A 17,506-nucleotide genomic window follows, 5' to 3' on the forward strand; every position below is an offset into this window, starting at 1 on the left:
ATGGACCGATCGATGCCTTTGCACATACTCGTCCTCGGCGGCACGACGGAGGCCCGCCGGCTCGCGGAGAACCTGGTGGACGTGGACGGCCTCAGGGTCACGAGCTCGCTCGCCGGCCGTGTGGCGCAACCCAGGCTCCCGCCCGGGGAGGTGCGCGTCGGCGGCTTCGGCGGTGCGGAGGGCATGGCCGAGTGGCTCCGCGCACACCATGTGGATGCGGTCATCGACGCCACCCATCCCTTCGCCGGCACGATCAGTTTCCACGCGGCCTCGGCCGCCGCCGCTGTCCATGTTCCCCTGCTCGCTCTGCGCCGGCCCGGTTGGGTGCCCGTCGAGGGCGACCGGTGGCACGCCGTCGAGTCTCTCGCGGCGGCGGCCCGGCTGCTGCCCGAGCTGGGGCGGCGCGTCTTCCTGACGACCGGCCGGATGGGTCTGGCGGCCTTCGCCGGGCTGGACTCGCTCTGGTTCCTGATGCGCTCGGTGGACGCACCGGAGGCGCCGTGTCCGCCGCGCATGGAGGTCCTGCTGGAGCGGGGCCCGTTCTCCCTGGAGGGCGAGCGGGAGCTGATACGACGGCACCGCGTCGACGTCCTCGTCACGAAGGACAGCGGCGGTGACGCCACGGCTCCCAAACTCACCGCCGCACGCGAGGCGGGCATCCCGGTGGTCGTGGTGAGGCGGCCCCCGGTCCCGCCGGGCGTTCCGGTGGCGGGGACGCCGAAGGAGGCGCTGGACCTGCTGAGGGCTCTTCTCCCGTGACGGGAGGGGCGGGCCTCGGGCTCCCGGACCATCGGCGCCGGTGACTGCCGGGGGCCGTCGGCACGGCGGAGCGCCGCCCCGTCGTCGGCGCCGCACGTCGCACGTGAGGCGAGGTCAGGAGCCCCGCCGCACGTCGCGCGTGAGGCGAGGTCAGGAGCCCTCTCCCGCCGCCCCGCGCGCGGGTTCCTCCGGCTCGCCGGCCCGTCCCCACCGCTGTGGTACGAGGGGCGTGCGGTGCCGGGACCGCCCGGGTACTCCGCGGTCGGCCTGACGAGCGACGAGCACGCGCCCCGTCGCCCCGAATCTCCCCGTCGCCGGCCGCCGGCAGCCGTCCCACGGACCCGCTGTCCTGGCGCCGGAGCGTCCTGGCCTGCCGTCGCGGCGCCGTACCGCAGGGCGCCGCGACGCCAGGACAGGGTCAGTCCTCCGGGTAGCGGCGCGGCGTCCAGACGATCTGCCGGCCGTCGCCCCGTCGCACCCACCGGGTCTGCGAGGACCCCACGATGAGGATCGTCCGCATGTCGACCTCCATCGGGTCCAGATCGGCCAGCCGCACCGTGCGCACGCTCTCCGCCGGGCCTCCGACGTCGCGGCCGAGCACCACGGGCGTGTCGGGGGAGCGGTGCTCCAGCAGCAGGTCGCGGGCCTTGCCGACCTGCCAGGTCCGGCTGCGGGAGCCGGGGTTGTACAGCGCCATCACCAGGTCGGCCGTGGCTGCCGCGCGCAGCCGGGAGGCGATGACCTCCCACGGCTTCAGCCGGTCGGAGAGCGAGATGGTGGCGTAGTCGTGCCCGAGCGGCGCACCCGCCCTGGCCGCGGCGGCGTTCGCCGCGGTCACTCCGGGCAGGACCCGCACCGGGATGTCCGTGTACGCCTCCTGCGAGGCGACCTCCAGGACGGCCGTCGCCATCGCGAAGACCCCCGGGTCGCCTCCGGACACCACGGCCACGCGACGGCCGCGGCGTGCCAGGTCCAGCGCGAACTCGGCGCGCTCCGACTCGACCTTGTTGTCGGAGCCGTGACGCCCCTGCCCCGGCCGGACGGGTACCCGGTCCAGATACGTCGTGTAGCCGACCACGTCGTCGGCGGCGGCCAGTGCTCCGCGCGTCTCGGGCGTCAGCCAGAGCGGACCGGCCGGACCGGTGCCCACGACGACGACCTCGCCGCTGCCCGGGCCCGCGGCCGGCGAGGGGCGCGGTGCGTCGATCCGGCTGGGCAGGACCGCGACCGCGAAGTACGGCACGGAGTCCGCGTCGGTGTCCGCAAGGTCTCCGGTGCGCTCCCCGGCCATCGTGGCGCGCTCCACGTACCGCGCCTCGGACAGCCGCCCGGAGGCCTCGAACGCCCGGCGCACGGCGGGGAAGGTGCGGCCCAGCTTCATCACCACCGCGGAGTCGGTGGCCGCCAGACGTGCGGTCAGTTCCTCCTCCGGCAGGGTGCCGGGCAGGATCGTCAGCACCTCCTCGGCCTCGACGAGCGGGGTGCCGAGCCGGGCGGCGGCTGCGCTGACCGAGGTGACGCCCGGGATGACCTCGGCGTCGTAACGGTCCGCGAGCCGCTTGTGCATGTGCTGGTACGAGCCGTAGAAGAGCGGATCGCCCTCGGCGAGCACGGCGACGGTCCGGCCCGCGTCCAGATGCGCCGCGAGCCGGGCCGCGGCCTCGGTGTAGAACTCGTCCAGCGCGCCCCGGTAGCCGCCCGGATGGTCCGTGGTCTCCGTCGTGACGGGGTAGACCAGGGCCTCCTCGATGTGGTCGGCGCGGATGTACTGAGCCGCGATCGAGCGGGCGATGGAGCGGCCGTGCCGGGCGGAGTGGTAGGCGACGACATCGGCCTCGCCGATGACCTGCACGGCCCGCACGGTCATCAGATTCGGGTCACCCGGGCCGAGCCCGACCCCGTACAGCCGCCCGGGTCCCCGGCCCGTGCCGTCGGTCCGCTGCTGCTCGGGCACGCTCACTCCTCCTCGCTGGCGATCGCGTTGAGCGCGGCTGCGGCGATGGCGCTGCCGCCCCGCCTGCCGCGCACGACGAGGTGTTCGAGCCCGGACGGGTGCGCGGCCAGGGCCTCCTTGGACTCGGCGGCGCCGATGAAGCCGACGGGCACCCCGATGACGGCGGCGGGGCGCGGGGCGCCCTCCTCGATCATCTCCAGCAGGCGGAAGAGCGCGGTGGGGGCGTTGCCGACGGCGACGACCGCGCCTTCCATCCGGTCCCGCCACAGCTCCAGGGCGGCGGCGCTGCGGGTCGTGCCGAGTTCCGCGGCCAGGCCCGGGACGGAGGGGTCGGACAGGGTGCAGATCACCTCGTTGCCGGCGGGCAGCCGCTTGCGGGTGACCCCGCTGGCGACCATGGCCACGTCGCACAGGATGGGCGCGCCGGACCGAAGGGCCGCGCGGGCGTCGGCCACGGCGTTCGGTGAGAAGGCGAGATCGCGTACGAGGTCGACCATGCCGCAGGCGTGGATCATGCGGACGGCGACCTGGCTCACATCGGCGGGCAGCCCTGCCAGATCCGCCTCCGCGCGGATGGTGGCGAAGGACTGGCGGTAGATCGCCGGTCCGTCCTTCTCGTACTGATGCACAGTGCTGTCGCTTTCTTCATCGAACGGGGGGTCGTACCGGATGGTCAGGTGTGGGTGCCCCGGGCGGCTGCCACGGCGGCGGCGAGTGCGGCCGGGTCGTCCCGGACCGTTGCCGCCTCGGTGCTCCGGTCTCCCCGCACATGGGAGATCCGGTGCCCCGCGGGGGTGGCGACCACGTCGATCCACTCCCCGTGCGGGTGGCCGCAGCGGCGTTCGCACCCGGACCAGTACACAGGCAGCCGTCCGGCGGGTCCGACGGCGGCCCCCGCCTCCGCCCGTACGTCGGCCAGCGACTTCGCGCAGCCGGGGCTGCCGATGCAGGCCCCGACGCCGGTCCAGGGCGAGCCGGTCCCGGTGACGAAGCCCGCCGCGGAGAGCTCGGCCAGCAGGCCGTCCGCCCGCGCCGGCGGGACTCCGGTCAGGACGGCGCCGCGCCAGGGGGTGAGCCGCAGTTCGCCGGCGCCGGACAGCAGCCGCCACTGCCCGGGGCCCAGCCGTCCCAGCGGTACGCCGACGGACAGCGCGGCCTCGTGCCCGGGGCCGGTGACGCGGCCGGGGGCGGGGGTCCGGGCTTCGGGAGGGTGGGGAAGCACCTCTGTCACGCAGGTGATGCCGGCCGGGCCGAGCCGGCGGGCGACGTCGTCGGGGAGCGCGGTGACCGCCTCGGCGGGCAGGTCCTTCGTCCGCCAGGCACCGGTCTCCCGCGCCGCGTCCAGGAAGGCCTCGGCGGCGAGGAGTGCCGTGCGGGGGCCGTCGGCGGCGGGGACGCGCAGGACGGACTCGCCGTTCCCGATGCGCAGGAGGGCGTCACCGGAGGCGTGGCCGACGAGTGTGACATCGGCGCCGAGGCTGTCCACGTCGCCGCGTCCGTCGTCGAGTGCGAAGAGGAAGCGTCCGGAGAGCGCCGTGGCCCGGTCGCTTCCGCAGAGGAGGCGGTCCAGTCCGGTCAGCCATGGCCCGACGTCCACGGCGCCGACGCCGTCCAGCCCCGAGAGCGGGGAGGCGACCACGTTGCGTACGCGCTCATGGCGTTCGGAGGGCAGCAGTCCGGCGCCGCTCAGCAGCTCCGCGAGCTCGGCACCGCAGTCCTCCGCGAGGCCGCGCACCTGCACGTTCCCCCGGGACGTGAGATGCAGCTCACCGTCACCGAGACGCTCGGCGGCCTGGCCCAGCGCGATGACCTGTCGGGGTGTCAGCACCCCGCCGGGTATGCGGATCCGCGCCAGCGCACCGTCGTCCGCCCGGTGCAGACGCAGTGCGCCGGGGCACGCGTCACCGCTGCTCCGGGCGCACGCGTCGCCCGGAGGCCGGGGCGTCAGGGGGGAGGCGGACATGGCGGCGAGCATACCGACCGTGACCGTGGAGCATCCCTACGGTCACTGTGACCTACGGGACACCTCTCGGTGTGCCCTCCGGGGCGGGGGCCGTCTGGTCAGGACCCCCCACCTCCCGCCTACTATGCCTAGCGGCGGTCCGTTCGGCCCGCCATCGCCAGACGGCGACATGGGAGGAAGCCCGGTGAGATTCCGGCGCGGTCCCGCCACTGTGAGCCCGGCCACCGGCCGTGCGAGTCAGGAACTCCCGCCGTCCGACACCGCCCGGGGCGTGGACACCCCGAGGAAGGGCTGACGCCGCATGATCCTGCTCCTGTCGACGTCCGACACCGACCTGCTGAGCGCACGTGCCGCGCAGGGACCCGTCAGCTACCGCTACGCGAACCCGTCCCGGCTCTCCGTCGAGGACCTGCCGCAGCTCCTGGAGGGGACCGACCTCGTCGTCGTACGGCTCCTCGGTGGTGTCCGTGCCTGGCAGGAAGGGCTGGACCAGGTGCTGGCCACCGGCCGGCCCGTCGTCGTCCTCACCGGTGAACAGGCCCCCGACGCGCAGCTGATGGCCGCCTCCACGGTGCCCATCGGCATCGCCGCCGAGGCGCACGCCTACCTCGCGCACGGCGGCCCCGCCAACCTGGAGCAGCTGGCCCGCTTCCTCTCCGACACCGTGCTGCTCACCGGTCACGGATTCGAGCCGCCCGCCCCTGCCCCCGCGTGGGGCCCGCTGGAGCGGACCGCCCGGGACGTCACCGGCCCGACGGTCGCGGTGCTCTACTACCGCGCCCACCACATGAGCGGTAACACCGCGTTCGTCGAGGCCCTCTGCACCGCCGTGGAGGACGCGGGCGCCCGCCCCCTCCCGCTGTACGTCGCCTCGCTGCGCACCCCTGAAGCCGAGCTCATCGAGGAACTCCGGGCCGCCGACGCCGTCGTGACGACCGTCCTCGCGGCCGGAGGCACCAAGCCGGCCACCGCCTCGGCCGGCGGCGACGACGAGTCCTGGGACGCGGGCGCCCTCACCGGCCTCGACGTCCCCGTCCTCCAGGCGCTCTGCCTCACCAGCTCCCGCGCGGCCTGGGAGGAGAACGACGAGGGCGTCTCCCCGCTCGACGCGGCCACCCAGATCGCCGTGCCCGAATTCGACGGCCGTCTGATCACCGTCCCGTTCTCCTTCAAGGAGATCGACGAGGACGGCCTGCCCGCGTACGTCGCCGACCCCGAGCGCGCCGCACGGGTCGCCGGGATCGCCGTACGGCACGCGCGGCTCCGCCACATACCCGCCGCCGAGAAGCGGATCGCGCTCGTCCTCTCCGCGTACCCGACCAAGCACTCGCGCATCGGCAACGCGGTCGGCCTCGACACCCCCGCCAGTGCCGTCGCCCTGCTGCGCAGGCTGCGCGCCGAGGGGTACGACTTCGGTCCGGAGGAAGAGATTCCGGGCCTGGTCTCCGGTGACGGCGACGAGCTGATCTACGCGCTCATCGACGCCGGCGGCCATGACCAGGAGTGGCTCACCGAGGAGCAGCTGGCCCGTAACCCGGTCCGCATCCCCGCCGCCGACTACCGCCGCTGGTTCGCCACGCTCCCCGCCGAACTCCGCGAGTCCGTGGAGGAGCACTGGGGCCCGGCGCCCGGCGAGATGTTCGTCGACCGCTCCCGCAACCCCGAGGGCGACATCGTGCTCGCGGCCCTGCGCCGCGGCAATCTCCTGATCCTCATCCAGCCGCCGCGCGGCTTCGGCGAGAACCCGATCGCGATCTACCACGACCCCGATCTGCCGCCCTCGCACCACTACCTGGCCGCCTACCGCTGGATCGCCGCCTCCGCCGACGACAACGGCTTCGGCGCCGACGCGATGATCCACCTCGGCAAGCACGGCAACCTGGAGTGGCTGCCCGGCAAGAACGCCGGCCTCTCCGCCGCCTGCGGGCCCGACGCCGCGCTGGGCGATCTGCCGCTGGTCTACCCGTTCCTGGTCAACGACCCCGGTGAGGGCACCCAGGCCAAGCGGCGTGTGCACGCCACCCTCGTCGACCACCTCGTACCGCCGATGGCGCGTGCGGACAGCTACGGCGACATCGCCCGCCTCGAACAACTCCTGGACGAGCACGCGCAGATCGCCGCGATGGACCCGGCGAAGCTGCCCGCGATCCGCGCCCAGATCTGGACCCTGATCCAGGCCGCGAAGCTCGACCACGACCTGGGCCTCGAGGACAGGCCCGAGGACGAGGGCTTCGACGAGTTCATCATGCATCTCGACGGCTGGCTCTGTGAGATCAAGGACGTCCAGATCCGCGACGGTCTGCACGTCCTGGGCAATGCCCCGGCAGGCAAGGACCGCGTCAACCTGGTCCTCGCCGTCCTGCGCGCCCGACAGATCTGGGGCGGCACCTCCTCGCTGCCCGGGCTGCGTGAGGCGCTCGGCCTGGACGAGTCCGCGGCCACCCGCACCGCCGCCGACGAGACCGAGGAGCGGGCCCGCGCCCTCGTCCAGGCGATGGAGGACGCGGGCTGGGATCCGGCCGCCGTCGCCGGTGTGGCCGCGGGGCTCCCGCAGGCCGTCGCCGACATCCTCACCTTCGCCGCCACCGAGGTCGTGCCCCGTCTCGCCGCGACGACCGACGAGCTCGACCACGCGGTCCACGCGCTGAACGGCGGCTTCGTCCCCGCAGGCCCCTCCGGTTCCCCGCTGCGCGGTCTGGTCAACGTCCTGCCGACCGGCCGGAACTTCTACTCCGTCGACCCGAAGGCGGTCCCCTCCCGTCTGGCCTGGGAGACCGGCCAGGCCCTCGCCGATTCGCTGCTGGAGCGCTACCGCGCCGACAACGGCGACTGGCCCACCTCCGTCGGCCTCTCCCTGTGGGGCACCAGCGCGATGCGCACCGCGGGCGACGACATCGCCGAGGCGTTCGCCCTGCTCGGTGTCCGCCCCGTCTGGGACGACGCCTCGCGCCGGGTGACGGGCCTGGAGCCAGTGCCGTACGAGGAGCTGGGCCGTCCGCGCATCGACGTCACCCTGCGCATCTCCGGCTTCTTCCGCGACGCCTTCCCGCACACCATCGGCCTGCTCGACGACGCCGTACGCCTGGCCGCGTCCCTCGACGAGCCCGCCGAGCAGAACTTCGTGCGCGCCCACACCCAGGCCGACCTGGCCGAACACGGCGACGAACGGCGCGCCACCACCCGCATCTTCGGCTCCCGGCCGGGGACGTACGGCGCGGGGCTGCTCCAGCTCATCGACTCCCGCGACTGGCGCACGGACGCCGACCTCGCCGAGGTGTACACCGTCTGGGGCGGCTACGCCTACGGCCGTGAGCTGGACGGACGCCCGGCCCGGGACGAGATGGAGACGGCGTACAAGCGGATCGCGGTGGCGGCGAAGAACACCGACACCCGTGAGCACGACATCGCGGACTCGGACGACTACTTCCAGTACCACGGCGGGATGGTCGCGACCGTACGCGCCCTGAAGGGCACCGCCCCCGAGGCGTACATCGGCGACTCGACCCGTCCCGAGACGGTCCGCACCCGCACCCTGGTCGAGGAGACCTCACGGGTCTTCCGGGCCCGGGTGGTCAACCCGAAGTGGATCGAGGCGATGCGCCGCCACGGTTACAAGGGGGCCTTCGAGCTCGCCGCGACCGTCGACTACCTCTTCGGGTACGACGCGACGACCGGCGTGGTCGCGGACTGGATGTACGACAAGCTCACCGAGACGTACGTCCTGGACCCCGCGAACCGCGCGTTCCTTCAGGACGCGAACCCCTGGGCCCTCCACGGCATCGCCGAGCGCCTCCTGGAGGCCGAGTCCCGCGGCATGTGGGCGAAGCCCGACCCGGCCGTGCTCGAAGCCCTGCGCCAGGTGTTCCTGGAGACGGAGGGCGAGCTGGAGGGCGAGGACTGAGCGGCGAGGGGCCCGAGGCGCGCCGCGCTCTGCGTTGCCGCCGGTGCGCGCCAGGTCCACTCTGGTGGAATGGGTGAGCAGCCGAGCCCTCCGCTCCGCGCGTCCGTGCGGCGAGCCTCCCGACTGATGGAAGCCGCGGAGGCCCACACGGGCGGCGCCCCCGCCTGGCAGCTGGCGCGGGAGGCGGGCCTGGAGCAGGACGCCGCCGGCCACCTGCTGCGCGCGCTCACCGAGGACGGCTACCTGACCAGGCTGGAGGACGGCGGGTACGTCGTCGGCACCCTGCTCGACCGGCTGCGTGCCGGGAGCCCGGGCGAGGGGGTGCCCGCCGGGGTCCGGTCCTCCCTCGCCGCGCTGCGGGACGAGATGTCGGCCGCCGCGTACCTCACCTTCTACGAGGAGGGGGAGATCCGGGTCGCCGAGATCGTCGACGGGCCGAAGGCGCCCAGGGTCGACCTCTGGGTGGGGTTCGAGGAGGCCGGTCACGCCACCGCGCTCGGGAAGTGCGTCCTGCGCGAGCTCGACGACGGCGCGCGCGGCGACTACCTCTCCCGGCACCTCCTCGGCGACCTCACGCCGCGCACGATCACCCACCGTGAGGAGCTGGTCCGGCAGCTGGAAGGGCTGTCGACGCCGTCCGTCATGGACCGCGAGGAGTACGCACTCGGCACGGTCTGCATCGCGGTGCCCGTGTACAGCGGTGACACGCTCGGCTCGCTCGGCATCTCCTTCCGGTCCGACCGGATGTACCGGCCCACACAGGCCCGCGAGGCGCTGCTCTCCTCGGCCGCGCGGGTGAGCCGAGGGCTCTCGTTCACCCTCTGACCGCTCCGGCCGAACGGTCCCACCCGGCCTGGCCAGCATGAACACCTCCGCTGTCGGCCGCACCGGCACGGCACCGCCGATCCCCGACGCCGGACACTGTGGTATTCCTCACAGCGAAATCACAGGCGGCGTAGGCAACTGCACCGATTCGTCTTTTCTGTCTCTGCCGACGGTGTGGTAGCGGGCGGGACGAGTGAAGAATGCGTGAGGACCGATCGGTGTCCCGGCCATACGATCGCCTCCGAGTCGCATCTGCGTGTCCCATTCCGCTGCGGCCCCTTCTCTCATCTTTCGCACCCTGAAGGGCACTTGTGAAGATTCGCCGGATTCTCGCCACTGCGGTAGCCGCAGCGGTGACCACGCCCGTCCTCCTGCTCTCCGCCGCCCCCGCGTTCGCCGACGCCAAGCCGGCGGCGCAGACGCAGGAGAAGCCGTCCATCGCGGAGCTGGAGAAGGCCGCCGCCGCGGCGAAGGCGGCGTACGACGCCGCCGTGGCGGCCGAGACCGCCGCCGAGGCGGAGCTGGAGGCGGTCCTGTCGGACACCTCCCCCCTGGCCGTGGCCGCCCAGGCCGCGGCCTCCGTGGCCGCGGAGGCCGCCACCGCGAAGGCGACCGCCGACCAGGCCGTCGTCGACGCCGAGGCAGCGCTCGCCGCCCTGCCGGCCGATGCCACCGAGGAGCAGAGGACCGCCGCGGAGACCGAGGTCACCGAGGCGAAGGCCGCCGCCGTCGCCGCCGACGAGGCCAAGACCGCGGCCGACACCGCGCTCACGGAGGCCAACGACGCGCGCGACGACGAGCGGGTCGAGGCGGCCCGGAAGCTTGACCAGGCCCAGAAGGCCACCGAGGCCGCACTCGCCGAGAAGACCGCCGCCGACGAGGCGCTGGCCAAGGCGAAGGAGGAGGCCGAGGAGGGCGAGGGCGGCGAGGAGGGCGGCGACTGCGTCCCCGAGGCCAAGCTCACCACCGTCGTGACGGGTCTGCCGTCCGTGGTCGTCGCCGGTACGAAGGTCGACTTCAAGCTCCGGGTGACCAACGGCAGCGCCAAGACGATGGACGAGGTCTACCCGTTCGCCTACGTCCACGCGACCGACGAGAGCGGTCTCAAGGACCTCGACGACCTGGTGCGCCTGCAGTGGTCCAACGGCTCGAAGTGGAAGACCGTCGACAACGAGCACTACATGGACGCCATCAGCCCGCTGAAGGCCGGTGCCCACGCCGACGTCAAGATGCGCCTGACGATCGACGCCTCCGCCCCCGCGGGCAACGGCGTCACCTTCGTCGCCGGTGACTACTGGAACGACAACGGCACCTGCGGCGGGACCCCCGACCTCGAGGGCTACGAGTTCCTGATCGCCGCCGCCGGTACCGACCCCGGCAAGGTCGACGACGCCAAGCCCGGCAAGACCGAGCCGAACACGTCGAACCTCACCCCGCAGACCGGCACGTCCGCCGCCCCGGCGGGCAGCCTCGCCGCGACGGGCACGTCCTCCGCGACGTCGCAGATCGGCCTCGCGGCCGGTGCCGCCCTCGCGATCGGCGCGGGCGCGGTGTTCGTCGTACGCCGCCGGAAGGCCGACTCGCACGCCTGACGCCTGAGGCGGGGCACCGGCCAGGCATCCCGCCCCGCACGCTGACCGTCCGACGGGCCCGGCACCTCCAGGTGCCGGGCCCGTCGCCGTGCGTGGGACGCGGGCCGGCGGGGGTGCGGCGGCCTGGGCGGTGAGGTGCCGGGCGGGGCGGCGGGCCTGCGAGGTGCCGGGGGAGGACGGACCGGTCAGGAATCGAGAAGCGGGTCCGGGCCACCGCGCATAGCTTCGTCGTATGGCTTCCCTCGCATCCGTCACCCTCGAGGTGGACGACCCCACCGCCGCCGAACGCTTCTACTCCGCCGCCTTCGGGCTGGGCCCCGAACTGCGCGTACGGGCCTCCGAGGCGCCGACGACCGGCTTCCGCGGCTTCACGCTCTCGCTCACGGTCTCCGGGCCCGCCACGGTCGACGGCTTCATCGACGCCGCCCTCGACGCCGGGGCCTCACCGGTCAAGCCCGCCACCAAGTCCTTCTGGGGCTACGGCGGTGTCGTACGGGCCCCGGACGGCTCCCTCTGGAAGATCGCCACCTCGGCGAAGAGGGACAAGAGCCCGGCCACGCGCGAGATCGACCAGTTCGTGCTTCTGCTGGGCGTCGACGACGTGGTCGCCAGCAAGCACTTCTACGTCGAGCAGGGCCTCACCGTCGGAAAGAGCTACGGCCGCAAGTACGTCGACTTCGACACGGCGCCGAGCCCCGTGAAGCTCGGCCTCTACGGCCGTCCCGCCCTCGCCAAGGACGCCGGGGTCTCTCCCGACGGCACCGGATCGCACCGGCTCGTGATCGGCGGGGACGCCGGGCCCTTCACCGACCCGGACGGGTTCGTCTGGGAGAAGGAGTAGCCGGAACGGCTGCGTCCCCCGGCGGGCCGTGGCACGATCACGCGGGTGACGAGCAGACCCACCGGGGCCCAGCAGCTGCGCGACCTCGCCCGGCTGAGGCGCGTACGCGACCGGATCGACCGGGAGTACGCGCAGCCGCTGGACGTCGAGGCGCTGGCCCGCGGCGCGAACATGTCGGCGGGCCACCTCAGCCGTCAGTTCCGGATCGCCTACGGCGAGTCCCCGTACAGCTATCTGATGACCCGGCGCATCGAGCGGGCGATGGCGCTGCTGCGGCGGGGCGACCTCAGCGTCACCGACGTCTGCTTCGAGGTCGGCTGCTCCTCGCTGGGCACCTTCAGCACCCGTTTCACCGAACTGGTGGGCATGCCGCCCAGTGCCTACCGGCGCCAGGTGGAGAGCGGGGCGTCGGGTGTGCCGCCGTGCGTGGCCAAGCAGATGACGCGACCCGTCAGGAATCGAGAAGCCCGCGCACCCGGACCGCCGCTAGCGTGACGTACATGGACATCACCATTCACACCAGCGTCCTCCCGCACGACGACCCGGACGCCTCCGTCGCCTTCTACCGCGACACCCTCGGCTTCGAGGTCCGCAAGGACGTGGGGTCCGGCGCGATGCGCTGGATCACGGTCGGCCCCCCCGACCAGCCCGGCACGTCCATCCTGCTGGCACCGCCGGCCGTGGACCCGGGCATCACCGAAGAGGAACGCCGTACCGTCCTGGAGATGATGGCCAAGGGCACCTACGGGTGGATCCTCCTGGCCACCAAGGACCTCGACGCCACCTTCGAGCGACTCCAGGCGGGCGACGCCGAGGTCGTCCAGGAGCCGACCGAGCAGCCCTACGGCACCCGCGACTGCGCCTTCCGCGACCCGGCCGGCAACCTGATCCGCATCCAGGAACTGCGCTGAGCCCTTCGGACCCACGGGCCGCCCTGGGGCCGCCATCGAACCGCGTGCCGTGAGTCGTGAGCGGTGAGCCCGGTGGCCGGTGCCCCGTGCACCGGGTCCCTGGTGCACCGTGCTCCGGGTGAGCCGTGAACGCCGAGGTCGGGGGCGCCCGCCGTTCGTGGGGCGCCCCCGACGCGGCCCGACCGGCGCCGCCGAAGCCGTCAGCCGGCGCTGGGCGCGGTGGCGGGGGTGGCCGTGGACCGTTCGACCAGGCCGTTGACGGTCTGGTCGCCCTGGGAGTTCATGGGCGTGGAGTAGTGGCCGACCGCCCAGAAGCCGCCGGAGTCCCCGGCCGGAGCCAGGTCGTAGAAGGTGTACGAGGGCCAGCGGGTGTCACCGTCGGGCGCCGTGGCTCCGGGCTCCTCGGTCCAGGTGGTGCCGTCGTAGTGCCAGAACACCGGGCTCGCGTCGGCGGGTTCGGCCTGGTCGTTGCCGGTGACCCACAGGCCGCCGTGGCCGTCGGGCGCGATGGCGTGGACGTAGAGGGCGGAGAGCGCCCCTGTGATGTCCTCCCAGGTGGAGCCGTTCCAGTGGGCGACTCCCGGCACGGGCTCGGTGATCTCGGGGTCGGTGGCCCACCCGGCGACGTAGACGCTGTCCGTGGACGCGACCGCGATCTTGGCGGTGTCCGTACCGGGACGCACGGGAGGGGTCTCCATCAGCGTCCAGGTGGTGCCGTCCCAGTGGTACGTCACCGGGTGCCCCCCGTTCACCGGGTACTTCATGCCGGTGGCGTACGCGTCGTCCGCCGAGAGGGCGTCGATGTCCCGGATGTCGACGAGAGCGGGGAGCGCGAAGGTGTTCCAGACGCCGTCGGAGTACGTGTAGAGGGCGTCGCCCCCCTTGAAGAGCCGCCCGGGTACGGCGTCGATCGGCACCTCGGGCCAGGCCTGGTCGGCGGCGCCGGCCGCCGTGACGGTGTTCCAGCGCGTGCCGTCGTAGTGCACGAGCACCTGGTCCCTGCCCACTGTGCCGTACGCCCAGACGTCGTCGGCGGCGACGGCGCTGACCGCCGACCACTGCCAGACCTCGGGAAGCCCCGGAGCGGTGTCCTCGCCCCACTGCACCCCGTCCCAGCGCATGATGACGCCCTGTCCGCTCTTGCTGCCGACCGCCCAGGCGTGGTCGTCGTCGACCGAGGACACGGAGAGCAGGGACCCTGCGGGGCTGCTGCCGGAGAGGGATATCTCCCAGCCGGAGGCTTCCGCAGCGCCGGCTCCGCCGGCGGTGAGCAGGGTGGACGCGAGAGCCAGTGAGACGGCCGCGGTGCGCAGGAGGTGCCGTGCGAGCATCGGTGAGCGTTCCTTTGCGAGGGAGGGGATTTCTGCGGAATCCGAGACGGGCGCACGCCCTCCTCGGCCACGGGGCCAGACTCGCGGGGCGGCCCGATGGTTGTAATGGGCACGGCATGTGACGCTCGTAGGACGTGCCGGGTGCACGGCAGCCGCCCCGGAATCACGTCCCGGGCGCGGTGAGGGGGCGTCCCTGGCACGCGATGGCCGAGTTCCGGCGGGTGGCGATGGCTCTTTTGATCACAACCGAGTGACGGAATCCGCGACAAAGCCCAACTACGCACACAGAACCTTCACTTGATGTCATGCTGCTCCGTCTGAAACCAGAACCAGTAGATGGAGCAGGTCACATGGCCGAAACTCAGCCCAACACCGCGCCCGCACAGGGCGTTTCCGCCTCGGCGGGGGGTGTCGTCGCGACCGGCGAGGCCGGCGCCGTCCAGTTGTCAGGGGTGGCCATGAAGCGTCGCGGTCCCGTCGCCGTGTGGCTCGGACTGACGCTCATCACCCTCGGGATCTACCAGCTGGTCTGGTACTTCAAGATCCACAAGGAGCTGCACGAGTTCGACCGCCGCCGGCCCCTGAACCCGGGCGGCAGCATGATGGTGCTGCTCTTCCTGGGCTGGACCGTGATCGCTCCGCTGATCTCCTTCAAGAACACCGGCAAGGCCATAGCCAACGCCCAGCGCGCGGCCGGCCTGCCGGTGACGTGCAGCCCCGCCGCGAGCATGTGGCTGATGTTCGTCTTCGGTCTGAACGTCTGGTACATGCAGCGTCAGCTCAACCTGGTCGTCGAGGCCTACCCGGGCGTCGAGCCGGGCGCACAGGTCTCGCTCGCGGCCTGACATCGCCTGAGGGTCGCACCTCCGCTCCCCGGCCGGGGGCGGACGTATGGCCGAAACCGAAGGCGCCCACCGCAGGCGGTGGGCGCCTTCGGCATGTCACCCCCCGTGGGCCTCGGGCCACCCGGAGGAGCTCCGGCGCCTGGCGGGCCCGCTCCGGGAGGCCCTCGGGTGCCTCCGTTGCCGTCACGAGGCGCCGGAAGCCCACGCGATCCCCGGTGCTTGCGGACGCGCCGCTGCTGCGCGCCGTGCGTCGCCGCCGGCACCGCGACCGCTCAGGCGCCGCGTTCCCGCAGGATTCCCTCGACGCCGAGGTGGAAGGTGTCGGAGATCAGAGCCGGGTCGAAGAGGCAGCCGGCGGCCATGGCGCCGTCGCGAAGCATGACCAGGTGCCGCCCGGCCGCGTCGGCGGGCTCCTCACCGACCTCGGCGAGCAAGCTGGTGACGGTGTCCAGGAACCACTGGCGGTGGGCCAGTACGGCCTGATGGATGGGATGGGCCGGGTCAGGGTATTCGGCCACCGCGTTGAGGAAGGCGCAGCCGCGGAACCCCGGGCTCTGGATGCCGTCCGTGATGAACCGGCCCACCGCCCGCACCGTGTCGGCCGCCGGCTGTCCGCCCGCCCGGGCGGCCTCGATCCCTGCCCGGATCCCCCGGTCGGCCTGGCCGAGATAGGCGAGCACGAGGTCATCCTTGCCGGCGAAGTGCCGGTACAGCGTGGCCCGGGTGACCTGGGCCTCCGCGATGATGCGATCGATGCCGACGGAGTGGATCCCCTCCGCGTAGAAGAGCTTGGTCGCCGTGCCGAGCAACCGTGCTCGCGCCGCCGACGTGCTGCCGCTTCCCGTGCCCTCACTCATGCGGCCAGCGTACTCCACGCATGAGGGAGAACGGTCGGTCTTGACAGGGGGAGGGAATGCCCCTTTGCTAGAGGTAGACCGAACGTTCTCCCTCCTCGTTGGTGGTGCCTTCCATGGCTCTCCGTCGCCCCCTCAGCACCGCACGCGCTGCCCTCGCCACCGTCGTCGGGCCGCGCACACGGGCGGTGCCCGCGGGGCCCGGGGAGCGGGCCGCCTCCCGGGCCGCGACGACCGCCCGGCCCCGGCGCGAGGACTGCCCGCTCCGGCGCGGCGGCGCGTCAACCCGGGGCCGGGGGCCGGACCGTCCGGTGAGCAGAGCGACCGCCATCAACACACCTGCAGCGAAAGGCACTTCCGTGGACACTCTTGTCCGAACCACTCCCGCCGACGTTCCCGCGGCCCTGCGCACGCTGTACTTCCTGCGCTTCGCCTTCGCCGCCGTCTGGGCGGCCCTGCTGTTCGCGACCGCCGAGCCGCTGGGCGCACTCACCGCCGCCCTGCTGGTGATCTACCCGCTGTTCGACATGGGGTGCGCGGTGGCGGACATCAGGTCAGCCCGCAGGAACGGCGGCCCGGCGCGCGGCCTCTACGTGAACATCGCGCTCAGCGCCCTCACCGCCGTCGGCCTCGCTGTCGCGGCCACCTCCGGCATCCCGGCCGTCCTGCGGGTCTGGGGCGCCTGGGCCGTCACCGCGGGCATCGTCCAGCTCGTCGTCGGCGCCACCCGGCGCCAACTCGGCGGCCAGTGGCCGATGATCGTCAGCGGTGCCCTCTCCACGCTGGCCGGCGCCTCGTTCCTCGCCCAGGCGGACAAGGACGGCGCCTCCCTGACCAACCTGGCCGGCTACGCCTTCCTCGGCGGCGTCTTCTTCCTCGTCTCCGCACTCCGCCTGGGACGCACCCGCCCGGCATGACCTCCCCGCCCCGCCGCCCACCACGAACCCGCCCGGCATGCCGGGCTCCGAGGGTCCGTTCGCACCGAGCGATATGCCTCCAAGAGGCGTATACAGGAAGGAGGGACGCGCCTGCACGGAGCGTACGCGCTGCCGGAAGGAACCCTCCGGCGACAGAGAATCTGTACACCGAAAGCACCTGCGCGTCAGGACTGGCAGGAGGGATGCCGTCAGTCCCGAAGTCATCTGCCGGATCCCGGAGGTCCGCTGCGTGCTGGAGCCCGACGGCCGCCCGTCGGTGCCACCGCTCACCGGTCTGCGTTCGTATGTCCGTGCCGATCGGCACGACGTGTCCTTCATGTAACTCGCCCTGCCGCGGGGGAAATTATTCGGCCACGGCGACACGAGACGTCCGGGATCCCGCCCGGTGCAGCTGGTCGTGGAGGGTGTCTCGGTGGACACAGCGGAGGAGTCATGACAGACGACACGACGCTCGTCATCTACGGCATCACTCCCGAGGGCGCGCTGCAGTGGTATCGCCACAACGGGCGTTCTGACGGCACCAACCGGTGGACGGCAGGGGGAGGCGGTAACAACGTCAGTGCTGGTTGGAACATCTACAGCACTGTGTTCAGTGGCGGTAACGGCGTCATTTACGGCATCACGCCGGAAGGTGCGTTGCAGTGGTATCGCCACGAGGGATATACGGACGGCACCAACCGGTGGATCGCTGGAGGGGGCGGTAACAACGTCAGTGCTGGTTGGAACATCTACAGCACTGTGTTCAGTGGCGGTAACGGCGTCATTTACGGCATCACGCCCGAGGGTGCGTTG

Annotated in this window: 15 protein-coding genes and 1 riboswitch; of the genes, 10 read left to right on the forward strand and 5 right to left on the reverse strand. The window is 72.8% G+C overall.

The window, feature by feature from the left end:
- Positions 1-12: 12 nt before the first annotated feature.
- Positions 13-759 (forward strand): cobalt-precorrin-6A reductase, encoded by a 747-nt coding sequence (locus tag ACFY8O_RS20850; RefSeq protein WP_387904401.1) that lies wholly within the window; start codon positions 13-15, stop codon positions 757-759.
- Between the two features lie 418 nt (positions 760-1,177).
- On the opposite strand, the gene ACFY8O_RS20855 is transcribed toward ACFY8O_RS20850, so the two are convergent.
- The 3 genes from ACFY8O_RS20855 to cobG are packed head-to-tail and all read right to left on the reverse strand — an operon-like array spanning position 1,178 to position 4,688.
- Entirely contained in the window at positions 1,178-2,719 is a 1,542-nt protein-coding gene (locus ACFY8O_RS20855) for a precorrin-2 C(20)-methyltransferase (RefSeq protein ID WP_387904404.1), read from the reverse strand.
- Positions 2,716-3,342 (reverse strand): precorrin-8X methylmutase, encoded by a 627-nt coding sequence (locus ACFY8O_RS20860; RefSeq protein WP_145807748.1) that lies wholly within the window; start codon positions 3,340-3,342, stop codon positions 2,716-2,718. The genes ACFY8O_RS20855 and ACFY8O_RS20860 overlap by 4 nt, the downstream gene beginning before the upstream one ends.
- Before the next feature lie 44 nt (positions 3,343-3,386).
- Positions 3,387-4,688: a precorrin-3B synthase gene (cobG, locus tag ACFY8O_RS20865; RefSeq protein WP_387904407.1), complete on the reverse strand. Its 1,302-nt coding sequence runs from the start codon at positions 4,686-4,688 to the stop codon at positions 3,387-3,389.
- A 106-nt stretch (positions 4,689-4,794) separates the two neighbouring features.
- Positions 4,795-4,942: riboswitch (cobalamin riboswitch) on the forward strand.
- A 35-nt stretch (positions 4,943-4,977) separates the two neighbouring features.
- Here cobG and cobN point away from each other — a divergent pair.
- The 6 genes from cobN (at position 4,978) to ACFY8O_RS20895 (ending at position 12,746) form a co-directional block, all read left to right on the forward strand.
- Entirely contained in the window at positions 4,978-8,577 is a 3,600-nt protein-coding gene (cobN, locus tag ACFY8O_RS20870) for a cobaltochelatase subunit CobN (RefSeq protein WP_387904408.1), read from the forward strand.
- Between the two features lie 69 nt (positions 8,578-8,646).
- A complete protein-coding gene (locus tag ACFY8O_RS20875) occupies positions 8,647-9,402 on the forward strand; it encodes an IclR family transcriptional regulator (protein ID WP_387904411.1) in 756 nt (251 codons plus the stop codon).
- 311 nt (positions 9,403-9,713) lie between these two features.
- The gene (locus ACFY8O_RS20880) at positions 9,714-10,994 is read left to right on the forward strand and encodes a peptidase (RefSeq protein ID WP_387904413.1); all 1,281 of its coding nucleotides are present in this window, start codon (positions 9,714-9,716) and stop codon (positions 10,992-10,994) included.
- 232 nt (positions 10,995-11,226) lie between these two features.
- Positions 11,227-11,835, forward strand: a complete 609-nt coding sequence (locus tag ACFY8O_RS20885) for a glyoxalase (protein ID WP_145807736.1) — start codon at positions 11,227-11,229, stop codon at positions 11,833-11,835.
- Between the two features lie 45 nt (positions 11,836-11,880).
- Positions 11,881-12,330, forward strand: coding sequence for a helix-turn-helix transcriptional regulator (locus ACFY8O_RS20890; RefSeq protein ID WP_145807733.1), 450 nt, complete (start codon positions 11,881-11,883; stop codon positions 12,328-12,330).
- 5 nt (positions 12,331-12,335) lie between these two features.
- The gene (locus ACFY8O_RS20895; RefSeq protein ID WP_145807731.1) at positions 12,336-12,746 is read left to right on the forward strand and encodes a VOC family protein; all 411 of its coding nucleotides are present in this window, start codon (positions 12,336-12,338) and stop codon (positions 12,744-12,746) included.
- A 200-nt stretch (positions 12,747-12,946) separates the two neighbouring features.
- Here the strand turns inward: ACFY8O_RS20895 and ACFY8O_RS20900 are convergent, their stop codons facing one another.
- Positions 12,947-14,077, reverse strand: coding sequence for a hypothetical protein (locus ACFY8O_RS20900; RefSeq protein WP_387904416.1), 1,131 nt, complete (start codon positions 14,075-14,077; stop codon positions 12,947-12,949).
- 350 nt (positions 14,078-14,427) lie between these two features.
- Here ACFY8O_RS20900 and ACFY8O_RS20905 point away from each other — a divergent pair, with 350 nt between their 5' ends.
- Entirely contained in the window at positions 14,428-14,922 is a 495-nt protein-coding gene (locus tag ACFY8O_RS20905) for a DUF4234 domain-containing protein (protein ID WP_145807726.1), read from the forward strand.
- A 272-nt stretch (positions 14,923-15,194) separates the two neighbouring features.
- On the opposite strand, the gene ACFY8O_RS20910 is transcribed toward ACFY8O_RS20905, so the two are convergent.
- Positions 15,195-15,779: a TetR/AcrR family transcriptional regulator gene (locus ACFY8O_RS20910; protein WP_387904419.1), complete on the reverse strand. Its 585-nt coding sequence runs from the start codon at positions 15,777-15,779 to the stop codon at positions 15,195-15,197.
- 356 nt (positions 15,780-16,135) lie between these two features.
- On the opposite strand from ACFY8O_RS20910, the gene ACFY8O_RS20915 reads away from it, so the two are divergent.
- Entirely contained in the window at positions 16,136-16,693 is a 558-nt protein-coding gene (locus ACFY8O_RS20915; protein ID WP_387904420.1) for a hypothetical protein, read from the forward strand.
- A 453-nt stretch (positions 16,694-17,146) separates the two neighbouring features.
- The coding region (locus ACFY8O_RS20920; RefSeq protein ID WP_387904422.1) for a tachylectin-related carbohydrate-binding protein at positions 17,147-17,506 on the forward strand (360 nt) is incomplete at its 3' end.

It is taken from the genome of Streptomyces argenteolus (assembly GCF_042902585.1).
In the GTDB taxonomy this organism is placed as follows: Bacteria; Actinomycetota; Actinomycetes; order Streptomycetales; family Streptomycetaceae; genus Streptomyces; species Streptomyces argenteolus.